At 47.0% G+C, this 21,655-nt stretch carries 10 protein-coding genes; all 10 read left to right on the forward strand.

The window, feature by feature from the left end:
* Positions 1–267 precede the first annotated feature (267 nt).
* Complete coding sequence (locus ADICEAN_RS02185; protein ID WP_009193872.1) at positions 268–2,202, forward strand: OmpA family protein; 1,935 nt, start codon at positions 268–270, stop codon at positions 2,200–2,202.
* A gap of 349 nt (positions 2,203–2,551) precedes the next feature.
* Complete coding sequence (locus tag ADICEAN_RS02190; protein WP_009193873.1) at positions 2,552–5,746, forward strand: SusC/RagA family TonB-linked outer membrane protein; 3,195 nt, start codon at positions 2,552–2,554, stop codon at positions 5,744–5,746.
* A gap of 128 nt (positions 5,747–5,874) precedes the next feature.
* On the forward strand, positions 5,875–7,224 hold the full coding sequence (locus ADICEAN_RS02195; RefSeq protein ID WP_161622646.1) for a SusD/RagB family nutrient-binding outer membrane lipoprotein: 1,350 nt from the start codon (positions 5,875–5,877) through the stop codon (positions 7,222–7,224).
* A gap of 739 nt (positions 7,225–7,963) precedes the next feature.
* Positions 7,964–8,467 (forward strand): carboxypeptidase-like regulatory domain-containing protein, encoded by a 504-nt coding sequence (locus ADICEAN_RS20845; RefSeq protein WP_051068771.1) that lies wholly within the window; start codon positions 7,964–7,966, stop codon positions 8,465–8,467.
* Positions 8,380–10,941 carry a SusC/RagA family TonB-linked outer membrane protein gene (locus tag ADICEAN_RS02200; protein ID WP_083879652.1) on the forward strand — a complete coding sequence of 854 codons (2,562 nt, stop codon included), beginning with the start codon at positions 8,380–8,382 and terminating at the stop codon, positions 10,939–10,941. The genes ADICEAN_RS20845 and ADICEAN_RS02200 overlap by 88 nt, the downstream gene beginning before the upstream one ends.
* Before the next feature lie 20 nt (positions 10,942–10,961).
* A complete protein-coding gene (locus tag ADICEAN_RS02205) occupies positions 10,962–12,437 on the forward strand; it encodes a RagB/SusD family nutrient uptake outer membrane protein (RefSeq protein ID WP_009193877.1) in 1,476 nt (491 codons plus the stop codon).
* A 412-nt stretch (positions 12,438–12,849) separates the two neighbouring features.
* Positions 12,850–13,551: a hypothetical protein gene (locus ADICEAN_RS02210; RefSeq protein ID WP_009193878.1), complete on the forward strand. Its 702-nt coding sequence runs from the start codon at positions 12,850–12,852 to the stop codon at positions 13,549–13,551.
* A 294-nt stretch (positions 13,552–13,845) separates the two neighbouring features.
* Positions 13,846–16,566, forward strand: a complete 2,721-nt coding sequence (locus ADICEAN_RS02215) for a S8 family serine peptidase (RefSeq protein ID WP_040395984.1) — start codon at positions 13,846–13,848, stop codon at positions 16,564–16,566.
* Positions 16,567–16,919: 353 nt separating this feature from the next.
* The gene (locus ADICEAN_RS02220; RefSeq protein WP_009193880.1) at positions 16,920–20,153 is read left to right on the forward strand and encodes a SusC/RagA family TonB-linked outer membrane protein; all 3,234 of its coding nucleotides are present in this window, start codon (positions 16,920–16,922) and stop codon (positions 20,151–20,153) included.
* Positions 20,154–20,167: 14 nt separating this feature from the next.
* Positions 20,168–21,628: a SusD/RagB family nutrient-binding outer membrane lipoprotein gene (locus tag ADICEAN_RS02225; RefSeq protein ID WP_009193881.1), complete on the forward strand. Its 1,461-nt coding sequence runs from the start codon at positions 20,168–20,170 to the stop codon at positions 21,626–21,628.
* Positions 21,629–21,655: the final 27 nt, after the last annotated feature.

Consider the following 21,655-nt stretch of genomic DNA (forward strand, 5'->3'; position numbering starts at 1 on the left):
GCGTTTTGAGGGGGATGGGTGTAGTATTGATTGGTGGGTGTTGGTCTACTGATGCCGGGCAGGCATTGGCTCTTCCCCAAGGGGGGCGTACCCAATGGGAGCATGCCTGGAGTATCATGATGGATTACTATCCCAGACTATATATAGTATACCAAAAACTGAGCTAAATACGTTTATTCCTGAGCCTGTACGATTGGGCTAATCCGGGGGCCTGCTGGTAATTGTCAGCAGGCTTTCTTACATTTAAATATACTCCAACGGCATTCCATGCACAAACTCCTCTACCTGCTCGTAACCCTTATCTGGCTGGCTACGGCCGGAAGTGCCCTGGCACAGCGCCCGGCTACCTACTCTACCTCTAACAAAAAGGCCATTAAAGCCTATGAGGCCTCTGAAAACTACATGATGCGCCGCCAGTGGCGGGAGGTGATCAGCTTGCTGGAAGAAGCCGTTAAGCGCGATGGTGAGTTTGTAGAGGCACGGGTGCGCCTGGCAACGGCCTACCGCACGGTTGGCATGCAGGATGCGGCCATTGCGCAGCTGGAAGCTGCTGCCAACCCAAAAAAGGGAGCGGCTGCCCCCGAAGCCCTCTTTGCCCTTGGTGAACTGTACTGGCAAACCGGCCGCTACCAGCAGGCGCAGGAAAAGCTGCAGGCCTACCAGGCCACCAATCCCCGGCAGAAGCCCCTCCTTGCCGCAACCCACCAAATGCTGGCCGGAACCGAGTTTGCGCTGAAGCAGCTGCAGAACCCGCTGCCCTTTGACCCGAAGCCCATGCCGCAGCAGGTCAATAAATTTCCGCAGCAGTATTTCCCGGTTCTGACCGTAGATGCCCGCACCCTGATCTTTACCGCCCGGGAAAGCAGCAGCACGCAGGATATGGAAGACCTCTACATAAGCCGGAAGGGGGAGGGGGGAGAGTGGTCGGCGCCTGAGTCGCTATCCGATGTGATCAACACCGCTTATAACGAGGGCACGGCGACCATCTCGGCCGATGGGCGCACCCTGATCTTTACCTCCTGCCAGGGGCGCCGCAGCTACGGGCGCTGCGATCTGTACATTTCCCAAAAGACAGGCGCCAGCTGGAGTGAGCCCCGCAACATAGGATCCGCCATCAATACCCGGCACTGGGAAAGCCAGCCCTCCCTTTCTGCAGATGGACGCACCCTTTATTTTGTCTCTGACCGCCCAGGTGGCCAGGGATCGCGGGATATCTGGGTCAGCAGCCGCAACGAGCAGGGGGAGTGGAGCGAGGCTCGCAACCTGGGTGCTCCCATCAATACCCCCGGGGAAGAGATCTCGCCCCAGATTCATGCCAACGGGCAAACGCTCTATTTTTCCTCCAACGGGCATGTGGGCATGGGCGGCTACGACCTGTTTTTGAGCGAGCAGCAGCAGGATGGTAGCTGGCAGCAGCCCCGCAACCTGGGCTACCCCATCAACACCCATGAAGACCAGGTATCGCTCTTTGTAACGGCCGATGGCAGTCAGGGCTTTTATTCGCAGGAGGTAATGCGGGGTGGCCAGCTCCAGAGCAGCACGCTGTACCAGTTTGGCCTGCCCGAAAGTGCCCGGGTGCGCAACCGCAGCAGCTATGTAACAGGTCGTATTTTTGATGCCCAAACCAAAAAGCCCCTTGGAGCTACCGTACAGCTCTACAACCTTGCCAGTCAGAAAATGGAGCAGGAGGTATCAGCCGATCCGGAGACGGGCCTCTATTATATGGTACTGACCGAGGGGGCTCCGTATGCCCTCTACGTAAACCGGCAGGGCTATCTGTTCAAGAGCCTGTCGTTTGATTTTGGCCGGGGGCAGAATTTCAATCCTGTAACATTGGATGTGTACCTTGATCCCATCCGGGCGGGCATGATCACCCGGCTTAACAATATATTTTTTGAAACCGACAAGTATGCCATACAGGCCCGCAGCGAAACTGAGCTGCAGCGCGTTGCTGATTTTTTGAGGCAGAATCCTGACCTACGCATCGAGATCAGCGGACATACCGATGATGTAGGAAATGCTGCCTATAATCAACAATTATCCGAGAAAAGAGCCCAGGCGGTGTACCAGTGGCTGGCCGATCAGGGCATACCGGCTGGCCGCCTGAAAGCCAAAGGCTATGGACAAACCCAGCCCCAACTACCCAATACCTCAGACGAAAATCGCCAGCAGAACCGCAGAATCGAGTTTAGGATACTTTAAAGGAAGTAGGTTGTCGGGATAGTTGTAAGGTCTGTATTGATTTTTGAATGATACTGCTGATGATCCAGAAAAGCATAGCAGCTTCGCAGGTTTATAGGGACTTGCAAAATAGGGTATGGGTACCATCTATAGCCTTATGTATTGATTGGGTGTTTCAAAATTATTTTATAACCCATTCAACCTTCTTGCAAAAGAATGTGTCACTATCCAGGAATGCAATGTAATTTTATAGGTACTTTTGAAATAAAAGTAGTTTAACCTGTTGTATTAAATTTTTGAAGACTATACTTTAGCGAGGTCTGATTTTTAATTTTTATTTAATCTCCACTTAATCCCTAGTTAATCTTTTATGAAGAGGATTTTACTGTTAACCATGGCGTTGTTCATGACCATTAGTGTGGCATGGGCGCAACGAACAGTGACAGGCAAAGTGACCGATGCTGCCAGCTCGGATCCCCTGCCAGGTGTTGCTGTTCGTGTTAAGAACTCATCAGTAGGTACAGTTACCGATATTGATGGTAACTACCGTATAGAGGTAGCCGGTGATGATGCCGTTCTTGTTTTCTCGTATGTAGGCTACCTCGATAAAGAGGAGCGCGTAGGCACCAGAACAACTATTAACGTTTCCATTGCGGAGAACGTAGAGCAGCTGGAAGCAGTAGTAGTAACTGCCCTTGGTATCACCAGGGAAGAACGCTCGCTGGGCTATGCCGTGCAGGAAGTAAAGGGCGAGGAACTAACCCGCGCCAAGGAAACCAACATCGTAAACTCACTGCAGGGTCAGATTGCCGGTGTGCAGATTCAGGGTACCTCCGGAGCGTTGGGTGGTGCTTCGCGGATCACTGTTCGTGGTTCCAGCTCCTTTCTGGGTGAAAACCAGCCACTCTTTGTAGTGGATGGAGTACCCATCGATAACTCAAACTATGCTTCTACAGACCAACAGACTGGTTTTGGTGGCGGTGCCTATGATTATGGCAATGCCGCAGCCGACATCAACCCGGATGATATCGAAAGCATGTCGGTGCTGAAAGGAGCTTCTGCTACGGCTCTTTACGGTTCTCGTGGATCTAATGGTGTAATCGTAATCACTACAAAGAGTGGCCGTGGCCGTAAAGGTATTGGCATCAGTGTTAACTCCAACACTACTTTTGAAAAGCCACTTGCCCTCATCCCCCACCAGCAGCTCTATGGCGGTGGTGCTATCAACCCCGATGATCCTTCCGGTTTCTATACCTTTACAGAGAATGGGCAGCAGTACTACTATCCTGCGTATGCAAAAGATGGTGCCTGGGGTCCTCGCTACAACCCGGATATTCAGGTGCGCCACTGGGACTCCTGGGATCCTAACAGCCCCAATTATGGCGAAACCCGTCCATGGGTAGCTCCGGCCAACGACTATACCACCTTCTTCGAGACTGGTCAGACGTATAACAACAACGTTGCCCTTACTGGCGCCAACGAATTTGGTAACTTCCGCCTTTCGCTCACCAATGTGGATCAGAAGGGCATAATGCCAAACTCAGGTCTGGGCAGAAATACAGTAAGCTTTAATGGCGATTACAAGCTTACCGATAAATTGCGTACCAGCGCCGGTGTAAACTATGTTGTAACAGAAGGCAACGGCCGTTTTGCTACCGGTTATGATAACAACAACGTAATGCAGGGTTTTACCCAGTGGTGGCAGACCCAACTGGACTTTGAACGCCTGAAAGATTACAAGCGAGAAGACGGTACCCAGCAGACCTGGAACCCCAAAGGCCCGATCGTAGATGATAACGGTAACCTACTTGGCTTCGATTCTAGCCCCATGTACTTTGATAACCCGTACTGGGTACGCTACGAGAACTTCCAGCGCGACCGTAGAGACCGGGTATTTGGTAATTTTGGTGTAGATTATGAACTGCTGAAGGGACTAACGGCTTCTGGTCAGGTAAGCACCGATAGCTATACCTTCAGAGCAGAAGAAGCCCGTGCTGTAGGCGGTATCGACATCCCAGAGTATTCTGAGCAAGTGCGTACCTTCCGGGAAACCAATGCCGACCTGCGACTAATGTATAACAACCGTTTTGGCGAATTCTCGCTGAATGCTATTGTGGGTGCTAACCGCATGCGTCAGAGCACTAACTTCAACAGCATAGCTACTACCGAAGGCTTGAGCTTGGCGGGCTTCTACAATATTTCTAACTCAGTAGGCACCCCCCTGATTCAGACCTATCAGACCAACAGAGGTATTAACTCGGTGTATAACTCAGTTTCTGCCGGTTGGAGAGATATGTTCTTTGCAGACTTTGCCGTACGGGTAGACTGGGCCTCGACGCTCTCTCCGCAGTTCAACAGATATGTGTATCCTTCCTTGCAGACCAGCTTTGTATTTACTGAGCTACCTGCCTTCCAGGATCTTAACTTCCTGTCGTTTGGTAAGCTGAGAGCAAGTATTGGCCGTACCGGTAATGGTCTGGTAGATCCTTACCAGCTGTATAATACGTTTACACCACTTACGCCTAACTTTGGTACAGATCCTCGCTTTACTGTACCCAATGCCCGTCCTAATCCAGATCTGAAAGCTGAGATGACCGACGAGTGGGAAGTAGGTACCAACCTGAGATTCCTGCAAAGCCGTGTTGATCTGGATGTAGCCTATTACAACCGCTTGTCGTATGACCAGATCTTCAGCGTTGCTTCTTCTGCTGCTACGGGCTTTACCTCACGCCTGGTAAATGCCGGTGAGATGCGTAACCGAGGCCTTGAAATTACACTGAATGCCATCCCTGTTCAAACCAACGACTTCCAGTGGAATATGGGGCTGAACTTCTCCAGAATCTGGAACCGAGTGGAGTCACTGGGCGAAATTGAGAACATCCGCGTAGGTACCACCTGGGCCGCAGAATTGAGAATTCAGCGTGATCTGCCCTACATGGCCATCATGGGACGAGATGTGGTTAGAAATGATAATGGCGACCCAATTATCAATGAGAATGGTTTCTATGAGCTTACCCCTAACCGCGTATATCTTGGCTCAGCCATTGCTGACTACACAGGTGGTTTCAAAAACGAATTTACCTACAAGGGTGTGACTTTGGGTGCTCTTATTGACTTCCAGAAAGGTGGCGGCATGCACTCTTCTTCAATTCAGTGGGCCAGATATTCTGGTATGCTACCTGAAACTGCTGAAGGCGGCATTCGTGAAAATGGTATAATCCTGCCAGGGGTTACCGAAGATGGCCAGCCTAATACGAAGGCCGTTGATGCACTTACCTACTACCAGACGTACTGGAGCATAGGTGGCCTGAATTATTTCGACGCCAGCTTTGTTAAGCTGAGAGAGCTTCGCCTTACCTACACCGTGCCGGCCAGAGTGTTTGGTCGCATGCCATTTAGAAATGTAAACGTAGGTATCATTGGTCGTAACCTGGCAATTCTGCACTCGAATGTTCCATATCTTGATCCTCAAATGGTTACAGGTTCTGGTAACGCGCAGGGTCTCGAGAACGCCCAGATTCCTTCTACCAGATCAATTGGTTTTAGCTTGAGCTTCTCACTTTAATCCATTCTTTAGAAATTGAATTAACGAGACAACGAATTATGGTCTATACTAATCTTAAAAGAGTAATACTGGCAGTTGTAGCTGCCAGTGTACTGGGACTCAGCGGCTGCGATAAGGGCTTCGATGAGATGAACATCGACCCCAACCAGCCCACGCGGGTACCGGCTGAAAACCTGCTAACGCAGGCGCAGCTAAGCCTGAACCAACTATTCTGGGGCAGGGCGGCCAATGCTGAATTTGCCATGCTGCTGGTACAGCATTTTGCCCAAAATGAGTATGCTGAGGATTCGCGCTATACCATGCCGGCCGCCAATTTCGATGGCATTTGGAATACGGCGTATGCCGGTGGTCTCAATGACCTGGAAGTTGCCAAAACCATTGTTGAGAACAATGAAGCTATCAGTGATGTGGTAAGAGCCAATCAGATAGCTGTACTGGAGATCATGCAGGTATGGGCTTTCCATAACCTCACTGATATGTTTGGTGATATTCCGTACAGCGAGGCACTGACCGATGAGCCTTATCCAAGCTATGATCCTCAGTCTGAGATCTATCCTGATCTAATTAGAAGATTAACAGAAGCATCTGCTCAAATTGACCCTACCGCCGGTAGTTTCTCCTCAGGTGACAATATCTATAGAGGTGATATGGAGCAATGGCGTTTGCTGGCCAATTCATTAAAGCTTCGCATTGCCATGCGCATGTCTGATGTAAACTCTTCAGCCGCCAGCACTGCTGTTGCTCAGGCTGTAGCTGATGGTGTGATCATGACCCATGCACAGGCTGCTACCTATGAGTTCGATCCGCAGGCTGCTTTGGCAAATCCACTGTACATTGATCAGGTGATCAACCGCCGGGATGATTTTAGTGTATCCGAAACCTTGCTTGGCTACATGCAGGATGAAAATGACCCACGTGTATCTGCCTATGCAAACCCCAACGTATCGGGTAACTATGTAGGAATGCCTTACGGACTTACCGATGCCGAGGCCTTTGCCCGTAAAGGCAATACCTCTCGTCCTAATGACGCCCTGCGTCAGCAGCAGTCTGAGGCCATCATCATGGGTCCGGTTGAAGTTTATTTCTTGCTGGCTGAAGCGGCTGAGAAAGGATACATCTCCGGAGACGCTGCTGAATATTACACTGATGCACTGGAATTGTCCATGGACTACTGGGGTGTGTCAGATGCAGAGGCTACCGCCTATATTGCTGCGCATCCGTATAGCTCTGCTAACTGGCGCGAAGTAATTGGAACTCAAAAATGGGTGGCCCTTTACATGCAAGGCCTGCAGGCCTGGGCAGAGTGGCGTAGACTGGATGCTCCGGATCTTGCCTTCCCGGCAGCTGCTGACCCGAGTGTATCGGCCATTCCAGTGCGGGCACCTTATCCTGCTGGTGAAGAAGGTACCAACACCGAAAACCTGGCAGCAGTAGGCGTTAATGGCCTGGCTACCAAAATGTGGTGGGACGTTGACTAATGCCGTTATCTATAAGAATTATAGTTAAATAAAAAAACCACCTGTACTTTAGTACAGGTGGTTTTTTTTGTTAAACATGTCAGTCTACCGGAAAGTGTAGGTAAGGGCTGGCTCTTTATTTGAAATAAAAACAAGTACGGTTGCAAGGCTCATGCTGCCAGCGTCCTAAAAATTAGATTCCAGCCTTAGCATTGGGTATAATTATAAGAGAGCCGTCAATGTAGTCTGAGAATGAGATATAGGTAAGATGCTGTTGAAAATTATTAAGTGAAATCCCAATGAGTAAAGCTTGTTTGGGGAGTGGGATAAGACACCAAAGACTCTAAAAGCGAATGAACCAGCCAGAGAATTTTGTTTAACGAAAAGAATCTGCAAGTCATGAGATCCAAAACACTCTATCACGACAGTTCTTAATAGTTAGGCCGTTAGAAAAATTTTCAAAGATTTTTTCAGCACAGGGAGGCAACCCTTCGAATTAAAATATCATTAAAATAAAAAATCATACATAAGATGTTATAGAATCCAAATCCGCATTCAAGTGCTTGTGAACGCAGAATATGTAGGATTAAAATTTTATTAGAAACTGATTTTAGTCATGTTTGCCAAATAAAGTCTTGTCTTATGGCATGCCAGAAAAATGATTGAGGCAAGATTTTGGCAGACGTAGTCATTTGTTTATTTTTTGTCTGGCCTCTATATTAGTGGCGGTCTTTATCAACAAACCAATTAATAATTACGTATGAAGAGGATTTTACTGATGAGCTTTTTGCTCCTGGGGGTAATGACATCCGCCTGGGCGCAAAGAACCGTAACAGGTAGAGTTACCTCACAGGCAGAAGGTGAAGGCCTGCCTGGAGTAGCTGTACGATTAAAGAACGGAACAGGCGGAACTGTTACCGACATGGATGGCAACTATAGAATTGAAGTGCCGTCCGACAATGCCATTTTGGTATTTAGCTTTATTGGATATACTGCCAAAGAAGAGGCAGTAGGCACCCGTACTACCATCAACATTCAGCTTAGCGAAGATGTTGAGCAGTTACAGGAAGTGGTAGTTACCGGGTACTCTGCAAGTTCTCGCCAAGCTTTGGTGAGCTCTGTATCAGCTGTAGGGGAAAAAGAATTAAAAATGTGCCCTTGCCTGATGTTAACCAGATGTTACAGGGTAAAGCTGCTGGTGTATTCTCTACTATTGGCAGTGGACAGCCAGGAGCTGCCGCCAACATTCGTGTGCGTGGTGTAGGCTCTATTACAGCGGGTAGCCAGCCACTGTATGTAATTGATGGTGTGATTGTGAACTCTGGTGATCTTTCCAGAGGAACGCCCACTACAGATGTACTAGCTAACATCAATCCTAGTGATATTGAGTCAGTGAACATTCTTAAGGATGCAGCTGCTACAGCTCTGTATGGTGCACGTGCTGCCAATGGTGTAATTGTAATTACTACAAAACGTGGTACATCAGGCAAGACCAAATTTACGCTGGGTGCCCAGTATGGTGTAACCAAGCGCACTAACCAGAACTTTGACGTTCTAAGCTCACCACAACTGGTTGCCTACGATCGTCAGTTACTTGCCAATGCTGGTTACTCGGAGGCTGTTCTTGATGCTCAGAGACCACTTTCGCTTGCGGATACAGATTTTAACTGGTTAGATGCCGGTTTCCGTACGGGCAAGACAAATAACTATGAGTTGAGCGCAGCCGGTGGTAATGAAAAAACCAGATTCTTCCTGTCTGGCGGCTACTTTGACCAGGAAGGCATTCTGATCAACAGTGATTTTAAGCGTTACTCTGGCCGGATCAATGTTGACCATTTCGCTACCGACAGACTTTCATTCGGTGTTAACCTGAACCTTTCGTATACAGACCAGTTATCGGCTTCTCCAGGTAACCAGTTCAACTCTCCTCTACTTGGTGGCTTGTCAATGGTGCCTTTCCTTACTCCGGTAAATCCTGATACCGATGAACTGTGGGTAGGTTCTGAGCCAGGCTTTTCAAGATCGTTTACGCGGAACAACTTTGTAAGAAATACGCCGCTTAATCCACGCGATTATAACAACCTTAGAACTCTGGGCAATGTAAATGCCCGCTATGAAATTCTTAAGGATATGCTAGCCTTCCGCGCTAAGTTTGGCTTGGATTACAACAATATCGGTGAGTTCTCTTACACAGACCCAACCACTCCGGATGGACTGGCCTCAAAAGGTCGCGCATTGTATATAAGTACAGATGATTACACCCTAACCAGCCAGTTGCTGTTAGATTTCAACCGTTCGTTTGGTGACCACAATGTAAGTGCAATTGGGGGTTATGAATATCAAAACAACCGCTACGAAACCATCAATGCAACAGGAACCGGTTTTGCAGATGGTTACCTGAAAACACTCCAGTCTGCTGCAGTACCTGAGTCAATAAGCGGTTTTAATACCGAATATTCTTTCGTTTCTTATCTGTCACAGGTAAGCTATGATTTCGATAGGAAATATTACCTGACAGGTAGTATCCGTAGAGATGGTTCTTCTCGTTTTGGTGCTAACAACCGCTGGGCAAACTTCTGGTCAGTAGGTGGCTCATGGGTATTCAGCAATGAGGCCTTTATGGATGCTGCTCCCTGGCTGTCTCTAGGTAAAATCCGTGGCAGCTATGGTACCGCTGGTAATGCTTCCATTGGAAACTTTGAGGCACTTGGCCTTTATTCTTTCGCTGGTGCTTACAATGGCACGCCAGGTTCAACACCATCACAGCTAGCAAATCCTGACCTTACCTGGGAGGAAAACGTTTCTTACAACGTAGGTGTAGATCTTGGTTTGATCAAAAATCGCGTGAATTTTACAGCTGAGTGGTACAACCGCGATTCTGAGCAACTTCTGCTGAATGCACCAATTTCTTCTACTTCTGGTTTTACAAGCATTTCCAGAAACGTAGGTGCTGTGCGCAACCGTGGTTGGGAATTTGTGTTGAATACAGTGAATTTCCAGGGTGATTTCACCTGGACCACAGACTTCAATATTTCTTTCAACAAGAATGAAGTACTGGCACTTAATAATGACCAGGCCATTACCGGAACACTGCAGCGTACGGCTGTTGGTTCTCCAATTAATACTTTCTACCTGAGAGATTATGCAGGCGCTGATCCTGAAACAGGTGCTCCCCGCTGGAGAACTGAGGAAGGTGGCTTTACCAGCACCTATGCACAGGCTCCTCGCTTTGAGATGGGTAGCCCTAACCCTGATTACTTTGGTGGACTTACGAATAATCTGTCATACAAAGGTGTAGGTCTGTCATTCTTCTTCTACTTCAGCCAGGGTGGTAAGATCTATGATGATACCGGACGTATCCTGGATGCTGATGGAACTTACTATGGTCTGAACCAATATGCCAGAACTATCGAAGATCGCTGGGAGCAGCCAGGTGATATTGCCTGGAGACCACAAGCCCGCTATGGTGGTAACAGAAATGCAAGCTCTGCGTCATCTCGCTACCTGCAGGATGGTTCCTATGTGCGTCTTCGTAATGTAACTCTGTCATACACCCTCCCTCAATCACTGCTGAGTAACTCTGCCTTCTCTAATGTGAGAATATATGCTCAAGGACAGAACCTCTGGACTAAGACCAATTACGAAGGTTTTGACCCTGAGATGGCTGTGAATGGCGTAGAATTCTTCCGCTATCCTGTAGGCAGAGTGGCCACATTCGGTTTGGAAATTGGATTCTAATTTAATTCAAGAAGTATACTATGAAAAAAATAATATTATCAGCGGCTGTGCTTGGGACTGTATTCCTTGCTGGCTGTACAGATAAACTTGAGCTTGAGCCTGAGCAGTCTTTGTCTAATGAGCAGGCACTCAATAGTTTTGCAAAAGCGCAAACAGCAATTTATGGCTCCTACGACGGATTCCAAGCATTAGCCTACTACGGAAGAGATTTTCCGGTTATGGCGGACGCCAATAGTGATGATATTGTAATTGGCCAGAACTCCGGACGTTTTCTAAGAGATAATGATTTCCAGTATTCTGCAGAATACGCAACCAGTACTGGGTTTTGGAACGCAGCCTATGCCGTTATTGGTCGTGCCAACAACGTTATCAATGCGATGCCAAACATTACGGATGGAAGTGAGGAGCAGCGTAATCAAGTGTTAGGTGAGGCACTCTTTATAAGAGCGCTGGCCCACTTTGACCTGGTAAGACGATTTGCACAGCCATATTCGCTTGATAACGGTGCTGGTTTGGGTGTTCCCTATATTACTGTTACTGAAATAGGGGAACCATCCAGAAATACCGTTGCAGAAGTATATAACCTGGTTATCGCTGATCTGGAACGAGCTGAAACACTGATGACACAGGATGTAGGCAAATTCAGAGCTAATAAGAAAGCAGCTCAGGCCCTTCTATCAAGAGTTCATCTTTACAGAGGCACTGCTGCCGACAATCAAAAAGTTGTAGACTGGGCTAACGCTGCAGAAACGGGTATGAGCCTTGTTTCCAATGCTGACTACCTGGCTGACTGGTTCTCTGATGGATCTGCTGAATCTTTCTTTGAGCTGAAGTTTGTAGCAGACGAAAACCGTGGTGCAGATAACTATGGCTATATCTATCTGCCAACAGTAACCACCGATGTTTTTGCTGCCAATATTGATCTCCCCACTACCATGGTTAACTCAAATGGATATGGTGACCTTCGCCCGTCCAATGAGCTCATTGGTCTTCTTGATGAGAACGATATCAGACGTAACTTTATTCAGTTTGTACCTGGCTGGGATGATGACTTTCAGTTTAAATTCTTGAACCAGGTGGCCGATATTGCAGGCTTGATCAGCCCTCGTATACTTCGTCTGTCAGAGGTTGTTCTAAACAGAGCAGAAGCAAATGCCAAGCTTGGAAACTTTATTCAAGCTCGTGCAGATCTGAACAGAATCAGAACAAGAGCCGGCCTTCCAGAACTTACCCTTGAATTGGTAGGCAATGACAATCTGCTGATGGAGATTCTTGAAGAAAGAAGACGCGAACTGATGTTTGAGGGACACCGCTTTTATGATCTTATGCGAAACGGAATGGATCTGATTCGTGAGGATTGTGGAGCCATTGCAACTTCTGGAGGTGCTTGCCGAATCAATTCAGGCGATACCAGAGTTGCCTATCCAATACCTCAAAGAGAGATTGATGCTAACCCTGGTATGGCTGGCCAACAGAATCCAGGATACGGAGGTTAATTTCTCCTAAGGTCTGACTATTTCTTAGCCAGATCACTACCACCAAAGCCTTCTTTACTTATGTGTTTGTTAAAGACAAATGCAGAGTAGAGGAGGCTTTTTTCATTAGCATTGCTGTGTGCAAGATATTCCTTGCTACATTGGTTATTTCTCGGCTGGTTTTATTGAGTTTGACTTGAGACTGCCTGGCCACCAGGGTTTGATTTCTAATTCAAATATAGCTGCACCTAAGATGAAGTAATGTTATAGAGGCTGCTACACTCCCAGTCAGCAAACAGCAAGGCAAAACAGGAAGCTGAGAGGAATTACAACTTTGAAGTATGCAAAATGAAATATGAACGTGAATTAACTTTAGCTACGAAATCACCTAGAATTTATATATATTCATTTCTGTATAAGTAACCCCTATGCCATGAAAAAGCTTATCTCATATGCAATCTTTACTCTTTGTTTTATAGGGTATGCCACTGCCCAAAACCAGGAATCGCTTACTGTTGAAGTTGGAAATGATATTCAAAAAACTTTAGGAGAACATGTTTATCGATTCCCAGCTTTTAAATCAGGTACTGTTTACTTCAGAAATGGCAAATCAACAATGGCCTCTTTGAATTTAAATATGCTTCTGGAAGAAATGCAATTCTTAGATGCAAGAAAAGATACATTAGCCATCGTAGACCCTTCAGCTATTGACCGTATCGAAATAGGATTGGTTACTTTTATATATAAAGAGGCATATCTTGAAATTTTGGAAGTGTATGACTCTAAAGTTGCGCTTGCTATTCAAAGAAAGATAAAGGTTTCGGATCGTCAAAAAGAAGGTGGGTATGGGCAGCAAACATCGAGTTCCTCCATATCAAGTATCAGTACTCATTCTGCCAATAATAATCTACACTATAACCTGAAAGTTAATGAAAACCTGCTGATTAGTAAGGAGCAGAAATTTTTTATAGTTGATCAAGGGGGAAGTGCAAAAGTGGCTAACAAAGCCAATATTCTGAAAGCCTTTTCTGACAACCGTAAGAATATAGCAGAATATATGAAAACTAAGAAAATTGACTTTAATAAGCAGGAGGATATTGAAGATTTACTTATGTACTCTAGTAGTCTTCAATGAAGCACTTCTAACAGATAATTATACGGAACCATAGCTCCCGTTATCTGTAGTACATACTCACCTGCATCAACATACTTTCAACTTTGCCTGCTGGAAAATTCGATATTTCATATATATCACATGAATAAAATATTCATCTTAATCGTTAGCCTTATTCTGGGATTTATATATCAAACTTCAGTTTACGGTCAGATCCAGGAACCCGCCGATGCTGTTATCCCAGGCAAGCTTAATTATACCTCAGGAGTAGTTTTGGTCCGGCTTAAAAATCAACATGCGACCATAGGCAGCAGAATGGGAAAAGGCTCCTGGAGCGCGCTCCTGCCTGATCTTAGGGTTAGCCGTGTAATACCTTTCAGTCAGCAGCAGGAAGACGGGCAGCAACAGCAGCGTCGAGGCAGAAAATCACATGGGATTGATATCAGAAGGTATTATCAGCTAATCTTTGACCCCAGCATTCCGCTGGAATCGGCAATAGAGCAGCTCTACAAAACAGGCCTGGTGGATTTGGTAGAACCTGATTACCTGCATTCCCCCCTCTATGTTCCAAACGATCCCAGAACCAGTGAGCAGTACTACCTGGAGCTGGTTCGCGCCTTTGAGGCCTGGGACATTAGCAAAAGTAGCCGAGAGGTGGTGATTGCCATTCTGGATTCCGGCGTTGAGTTGAATCATCCGGATCTACGAGCTAACATCTACACCAATGAGAAAGATCCAATTGATGGACTTGATAACGATGAGGATGGGTACATCGATAATTACTGGGGCTGGGATTTTGCCGGCAGTGATTATAGTACGCTGGTGGGGGATAATGATCCGAATGCTGATAAATCCAATATGAGCCATGGCACAGTGGTGGCCGGATGTGCTTCGGCTGTGACCGACAATGGAATCGGTATCGCAGGAGTGGGCTTTAATGCACGTCTGATGGTGCTTAAGCATACTGCCGATAACGACGAGCGCAATAATGGGGGAGGCTATTTGCTGAATCTGTTGCAGGGGGTAGTTTATGCGGCTGAGCATGGGGCCGATGTGATCAATGCCTCCTATGGCTCCACCTATTATAGCCAGATTGCACAGGATATATATAAGTATGCCGCCCTTGTGCATGATGTGGTGATAGTTGCAGCAGCCGGTAATTCCGGCTCCGCTACACCTAATTACCCATCGGATTATGATTATGTACTCTCTGTTGCAGCAACAGATAAGGATGATCGTCGGGCGGGATTTTCCAGCTATGGCGATCGGGTAGACATAGCCGCTCCCGGGGCAGGGATACTGTCTACAGCCATAGGCGGAACCTACCGCACGGCTAGTGGTACTTCTTTTTCGGCACCCATTGTTTCTGGCGCTGCGGCTCTTTTGAAGACCAAATATCCCGATTTTAACGGAGCCCAGATTGCAGAACTTCTGCGTGTTACTGCCAACCCGGCCTTTAATGAAGCGCTTAGCGAGCCCTATAAGAACAAAATGGGCAGGGGGCGGCTAGATGTGTTGGCTGCGCTTACTACCGAAAGCCCTTCTATACGCTTTGACAATGCCCAGCTTCAGGGGCCGGATGGGGATGTGGTTAAAGCAGGAGAAGAAGCTTCTCTGAGTGGAGATTTTATTAATTTCCTTTGGCCGGCAGAGGGAGTAAGCGTAACGCTTAGTTCTTCCAGCTCTCATGTTATGCTCCTGGAGTCAACCATACAGCTGGGCAGTATGGGGTCGGAGCAAGTAAAATCCACAGGCAGTACCCCCTTCAGATTTAAGCTCAGTGCTGCCACTCCCTCAAACACCGAGCTTACCCTCCGGCTTGACTACACCGCAGCCGGAGGCTACAGGGATTATCAGTATGTCCGGATTCTGGTAAATCCCACCTATTTTACCCTAAACGAAAACCTGGTATCTACCACCATAGCCGGTAACGGACGCACTGGCTATAGGGATACGGAGCGCAAACAGGGACTTGGCTTTGTCTATAATGATCTTAACCTGCTCTTTGAAATGGGGCTGCTCATGGGTACCAGCAGCACTAAGATGGTAAGTAGCATACGTTCTACCGGAGGCACATATTCAGATGATTTTAGAGAGTTGGAGGAAATACGGCGAGACATGCCCGGCACGATTGGGGATGTTGATATCTGGGGCTCATTTGATGATTCAAAGGCCACAACTGACCGCAAGTTGGGTGTTGAGGTTCGCTACAGGGCGTATGCCTGGCGGGAAGTGCCCTATGAAAAAACAGTAATCCTGGAATACGAGGTGCTGAATACCAGAGCTCAGCCCCTTGAGAATTTTTACATAGGCCTGTATGCCGACTGGGACATAAACCAGCAGGATTCAAATGATAAGGCCGACTGGGATGCCGGTACTCAAACCGGCTATATCTATACACCTGATGCAGAAGAACGATGGGTAGGGGCTATCCAGGTGCTTAGCGGCACCCCTGCGTATTGGGCCATTGACAATGATCAGGCGGTATCCGGAAATCCCTTTGGTGTGTACGATGGCTTTTCCAATGAGGAGAAGTTTCGCTCCCTTTCCAGCGGTATTGGCCGCACCCGTGCAGGGGAGGTAAGCCAGGGAAATGATGTTAGCCATACAGTAGGCTCCGGTCCGTATACCATTCAGCCTGACCAATCGGTAACAGTGGCATTTGCCCTACATGGAGGCAGTGAAATTGATGAGGTGCTTGCATCAGCCCAGGTAGCCAGATCCCTGTATGAATCAATTGAGGAAGTAACAAGGCCAAACCCTATACTTGTAACTGGTATTGATACGGACCCCCTAAAAGCGATATCAATCTATCCAAACCCGAGTAGAGGAGATGTATATGTTAAGGTTCCGTTAGATGGAAACTCTCCCATATACCTTACTATGTATGATGGGACAGGCCGGCAACTCCTTAAGAAAGTATATCCTTCGGATGAAAGCCTCATAAAAATTGATCTGAGCGGTAACACAGGCATATACCTAATTGAGATTCTTCAAGGTAAACACCGTACAGTCAAGCGTATATCCTTACATTGAAGTCTAACGGTTATGTAAACATCCGTTTACCATTGATCCTTATTTTTTGCCGTTCATAATCTTTTGATACCACAATATTTTTTTCTTTATTTGGCAGGTGTTATGCCTGGAAGACCTTAATTGTTACCCTCGGAATTCCAATTTCAAGATTATCTTTTTTTAAGTGACTACAACCTATCCAGGTGAAGGTGTGTCGTAAAGGGGATCAAAAATGTATAAACTGTTTTTTTTCATCATTTTTCATACATAAGTAGACTTGTTAACACTTAAGGATATTGTTTAATTTGTTAGCATAACAATGCGCATGACTCTTATTCTTTTTTATCAACATAACTAACCAAACCCTTTTATCTATGAAGAGAATTTTACTGTTAAGCTTCGTGCTCATTAGTCTGCTTAGTGCAGAGGCGTGGGCACAGCGAGCGGTTACCGGTAAGGTAACAGATGCAGCAAACGGCGATGCTTTGCCGGGTGTTGCTGTTCGCATTGTGGCCAGTGGACAGGGCACTGTTACAGATATGGACGGTAATTACCGTATCGAGGTGCCCTCTGATCAGTCTGTGCTTCAATTTTCATTTGTTGGCTACAAAAACCGTGAGGTTACAGTAGGTACACAATCTGTTATCAATGTACGTCTACAAGAAGATGTTGAACAACTGGAAGCAGTTGTTGTAACAGCTCTTGGTTTTGAAGAAAAAGAAGATCGCTTAGGTTCTTCCTCTTCTAAAGTAGATGGAACATCAATTGTTAAATCTGGTGAGACGGGTCTTATCAACTCTATGGCTGGTAAGGCTTCTGGAGTTCAGATCACCCGATCAACAGGCGATCCTGGTGCTGGATCCTACATTCAGATTCGGGGCCAAAGTACCATTACCAGCAGTGTGCAGCCACTCATCGTAGTGGATGGTGTTCCTGTATCGAACTCTACACTGGGTTCTGGCGTAGATGGTGTTGCCCAGCAGTCTCGTCTCAATGACATCAACCCTAGTGATATAGCCTCCGTTCAGGTTCTGAAAGGTGCTTCAGCTGCTGCCCTGTGGGGCTCGCGTGCTGCTAATGGTGTGATCATGATCACCACCAAAAAAGGCAGAGCCGGAGACAAGGTTAATATAGATTTCCGTTCAACCTATTCAGTAGATCAGATCAATCAGCGTCACCAGCTGCAGTCTACATTTGGCCAGGGTGCCCGCGGTGCTTATAGTCCAACGGCAGCCAACTCTTATGGAGATAAGATCTCATTGAGATCAGGTGGTGCAGATGAGGTCAATACTACGGGTGCTTTCTTTGAGGCAGCCGATGGTACTCGCTATTATCCAATACTTACCAAGAACTCAAGAGAAACTTATACAGACTCTAACTTTGATAATGTTTTCCAGAATGGTCATTTCTGGGACAATAACCTAAGTATAAGCGGTGGTGATGAAAAAAACACCTTCTACTTTAGCCTTGGTCACCTGGATCAGGAAGGCATTATTCGCAACAATAGTGATTATGCCCGTACCAGCTTGCGTGTAAATGCAGGTCGTACCTTTAATAGTGTTCTTAGAGGTGGTATCAATACTGCTTATTCCAGAGTTGCTTCAAACAGAATTCAGCAGGGATCAAATACAGCAGGTCTTTATCTGGGCTTACTGCGTACAGCTCCTGACTTTGACACTAGAGATTATATTGGTAACTACTACTCAAGCCCAGAGGCTGCCCCTGTACTGGGACGTCAGCGTTCTTATCGGAACTATCTTGGAGCTGGAGCAAACCCAGTGTATAATAACCCGCTTTGGACAATCAACGAGCAGGAGAACCCAACCATTGTAAACCGTATGATCACCAGCGCTGAGCTGGTTTTCAGTCCGCTTGACTGGTTTGAGTTGACAACCCGGGGCGGAATTGATACCTACACTGACCGTCGTTCCAGTTACTTCCCGGTATTCTCTGGCTCATTTCCAACAGGTAGAGCCAATGAGCAGACTATTGAGGAGTACCAGCTGAACCTTGATGTAATTGGCCGTTTTACACATGACTTTTCGGAAAGTCTGAGCACAAGCCTTATTACTGGTTTTAACTTCAATAACCGCCAGTACGATAACTACAGTATCACTACGCAGAGCTTTATCATTCCGGGAGCACCAATCAACTCAGATAATGCTACTCCGGCCAACCGTACACCTTTTGACTACACGCAAACGATCCGTACTACTGCTGGCTATGCCAGTCTGAATGTGGGCTTCCAGGATCAGCTGTTTGTAAACCTCACAGGTCGTGCCGAGTCGTCTTCAACCTTCGGTGAAAATTCTGACCGTACGTTCTTCTATCCTTCAGCTGATGTTGCCTGGCAGTTTACGGAGCTGGCTCCGTTGAAAGGATCTGAGTTCCTGACGTTTGGTAAGCTTAGAGCGGCCTATGGCGAAGTGGGTACTCAGCCAGCCCCTTATGCTACCTCTACAGACTATGTGTCGGCAATCTTTGGTGAGTCATGGGGTCCCGGCCTGGATGTAGGCCAGTATGGTGGTGGTTATATCGAGGACTTTGCAGGTGGAAACGATGCTGTTGAACCAGAGCGTAAGAAAGAATATGAGATCGGTACCGATCTGCGTTTCTTCGATAATAAACTGCGTGCAAGTGTAACTCACTATAGAAATGAGACAATCGGTGCACTGTTTTTTGTGCCAGTTGCTGCTTCTACAGGTTTCACTTCTCGTTATGACAATGCCGCATCTCTAGAGAACAGAGGCTTTGAAGTTGATTTGGGATACAGCCTGCTAAATACCAGCGACTGGGGAGTTGATTTTGATCTTAACTGGACTCGTAACCGCAATGAAGTAACAGATCTTCGGGGTACAGAATCACTCTTCCTGGCAGGCTTTACCGGTGCATCATCACGCGCAGTAGTTGGTCATCCGGTTGGTGCTCTCTGGGGTGTAGGCTGGGATAGAAATGAGCAGGGCCAACTGGTGCTGGATGAGAATGGCTTCCCGCAGGCAGCTCAGAATGAAAGTGTACTTGGTGATCCAAACCCAGAATGGCGCGCAGGTCTGAATACTGCCATTCGTTATAAAGGATTTAGCATTTCTGCTTTGATCGAGCGCTCGCAAGGGGGTGATATCTGGGCAGGTACATTCGGTATCCTGAATAACTTTGGTGTATCTCAGGTTTCTGCCAATGAGTCAGTGGCTACAGGCGATCTTGTACAATACAATGGTACTGTTATCCCTGCTGGTACTACGTTCCGCGGTAACATTCAGGACTTCGGTGCCGGACCGGTTGCTCTTACCGAAAGCTGGTATACTACCTTAGGTGGCGGTTTTGGACCCGTAGCTGAGCAATTCATCATTGATGCTACCTGGACTCGTCTGCGTGAGATATCGCTGAGCTATACGCTTAATTCTGAGGGATTCCGTAATTTCAGCAAACTGTCTGCAGTAGAGCTTTCGCTGTCCGGTCGTAACCTGGCTCTCTGGTATGCCAACAAAGATATCCTGGGTACAGATCCTGAAACTAACCTTACAGGTCCATCTAACGGCCGTGGTTTGGAGTATTTCAATAACCCTAACACACGTTCTTTCCTGTTCACAGTTAGATTAACTTACTAATTCTTACGCTTTTTATGAAAAACATATATAAGTATCTTTTACTGCTGGCCGTTTCTGCAGGTAGCTATTCCTGCGAATCTCTGGTAGATGATCTTAATGAAGATCCAAACAATCCCGGCGATGCTCCTGCTGAACTTATGCTGCCTGGTGCAGAGCTTGCCAATGTGATGGTGCAGGAAGGCGACTGGGCACGTCTGGCGGGTATGTGGACCGGTTATTTTACGGGTGTAGACCGCCAGTATGCCAGCCTTAATCAGTATGTTACTACCTCTGGCGATTATGATGCCACATGGGGTAACCTGTACGCAGGTGTGGTAAAAAATACCCGCATCATTCGTGCGAAAGCGGAAGCAGGTAATAACCCCTCTCTGGGTGCTGTTGCCAGCATAATTGAAGCCAATGCCGTAGGAACTGCTGCAGCCCTGTTTGGGGATGTGCCCTTCCGTGAAGCTGCAAATCCTGAGTTTCCTTCACCTGCTTATGATCCCCAGGAGCAAGTGTATGCGGATCTGCAACAGTTGCTGACAGATGCCATTGAGGCGCTTGAAGAAGGACGTGGTACAATTCCAAGTACTTCAATACACGGACTAAGCAGAGCCGCCTGGATTGAAGTAGCACACACCCTGAAAGCACGCTACTATATGCATACCCGTCAGTACGAAGAAGCATATGAAGAAGCACAAATGGGAATTAGTACACTTGGAAACTCCTTAAGTGTTGACCACGGCTCAACGTATGGTGGTAACCTAAACCTTTTCAATAGCTTTATGGACTGGGATCGTCCCGGCTACATGAGTGCGAGGGATGGTCTGGCTCCAAGATTGCTTTTTGCTGATGAAGCTTCTTACAGAGGTAATACCAAAACAAATGAAGAGGCGCGTGCTAACTTTGCCTATATCACCGATGAGCAATATGCAGAAGGGTATGAGCCAAACTTTTATGGCTATTGGTGGGGTACTGCTCCAGGCCTTTTTGGTGCTGATGCTACCTATTATATCGTTTCCTATATGGAAAATCAGCTTACGCTTGCAGAGGCAGGCGCACGTACCCAAGGATTTGAAGTTGGTCTTCAGCACCTCAATGAGTACCGTGCGTTTCTTAATGATGGGGGCTATTTGAATGCTGATTATGTGGCAGAATTTGAGCTGGAGTATTCGTATGAGCCTTATACACTTCTGGACTTTACCCTTGCCGGTGTTGAAAACCCTGATGGCACAGCTCCGCTTAATGCACTAATGCGTGAAATCCTGGAGGAGCGCTATATTACGTTTATTGGCCATATAGAAGGGTTCAATGATATGCGTAGACTGAATAACTCTGCTGATCCATTCTACAACTTCAGAGTTATGGTTACACCCAATACCGGGACTGCTTTACCTGAACGATTCCTGTACCCTCAGGCTGAGATTAACTCTAATCCCAGTGTTCCCTCCCCTCAGCCCGGTTTATTTCAACCAACTCCAATTAATGATTAATTTAAAAAAAGGGCCCTATAAAGGGCC

Origin of the sequence: Cesiribacter andamanensis AMV16 (assembly GCF_000348925.1) — a bacterium.
Lineage (GTDB): Bacteria > Bacteroidota > Bacteroidia > Cytophagales > Cyclobacteriaceae > Cesiribacter > Cesiribacter andamanensis.

Coding starts and splice junctions, on each gene's coding strand:
- ADICEAN_RS02185 (WP_009193872.1), top strand. CDS start 268: ATGCACAAACTCCTCTACCTGCTCGTAACCCTTATCTGGCTGGCTACG.
- ADICEAN_RS02190 (WP_009193873.1), top strand. CDS start 2,552: ATGAAGAGGATTTTACTGTTAACCATGGCGTTGTTCATGACCATTAGT.
- ADICEAN_RS02195 (WP_161622646.1), top strand. CDS start 5,875: ATGAACATCGACCCCAACCAGCCCACGCGGGTACCGGCTGAAAACCTG.
- ADICEAN_RS20845 (WP_051068771.1), top strand. CDS start 7,964: ATGAAGAGGATTTTACTGATGAGCTTTTTGCTCCTGGGGGTAATGACA.
- ADICEAN_RS02200 (WP_083879652.1), top strand. CDS start 8,380: ATGTTACAGGGTAAAGCTGCTGGTGTATTCTCTACTATTGGCAGTGGA.
- ADICEAN_RS02205 (WP_009193877.1), top strand. CDS start 10,962: ATGAAAAAAATAATATTATCAGCGGCTGTGCTTGGGACTGTATTCCTT.
- ADICEAN_RS02210 (WP_009193878.1), top strand. CDS start 12,850: ATGAAAAAGCTTATCTCATATGCAATCTTTACTCTTTGTTTTATAGGG.
- ADICEAN_RS02215 (WP_040395984.1), top strand. CDS start 13,846: ATGGGAAAAGGCTCCTGGAGCGCGCTCCTGCCTGATCTTAGGGTTAGC.
- ADICEAN_RS02220 (WP_009193880.1), top strand. CDS start 16,920: ATGAAGAGAATTTTACTGTTAAGCTTCGTGCTCATTAGTCTGCTTAGT.
- ADICEAN_RS02225 (WP_009193881.1), top strand. CDS start 20,168: ATGAAAAACATATATAAGTATCTTTTACTGCTGGCCGTTTCTGCAGGT.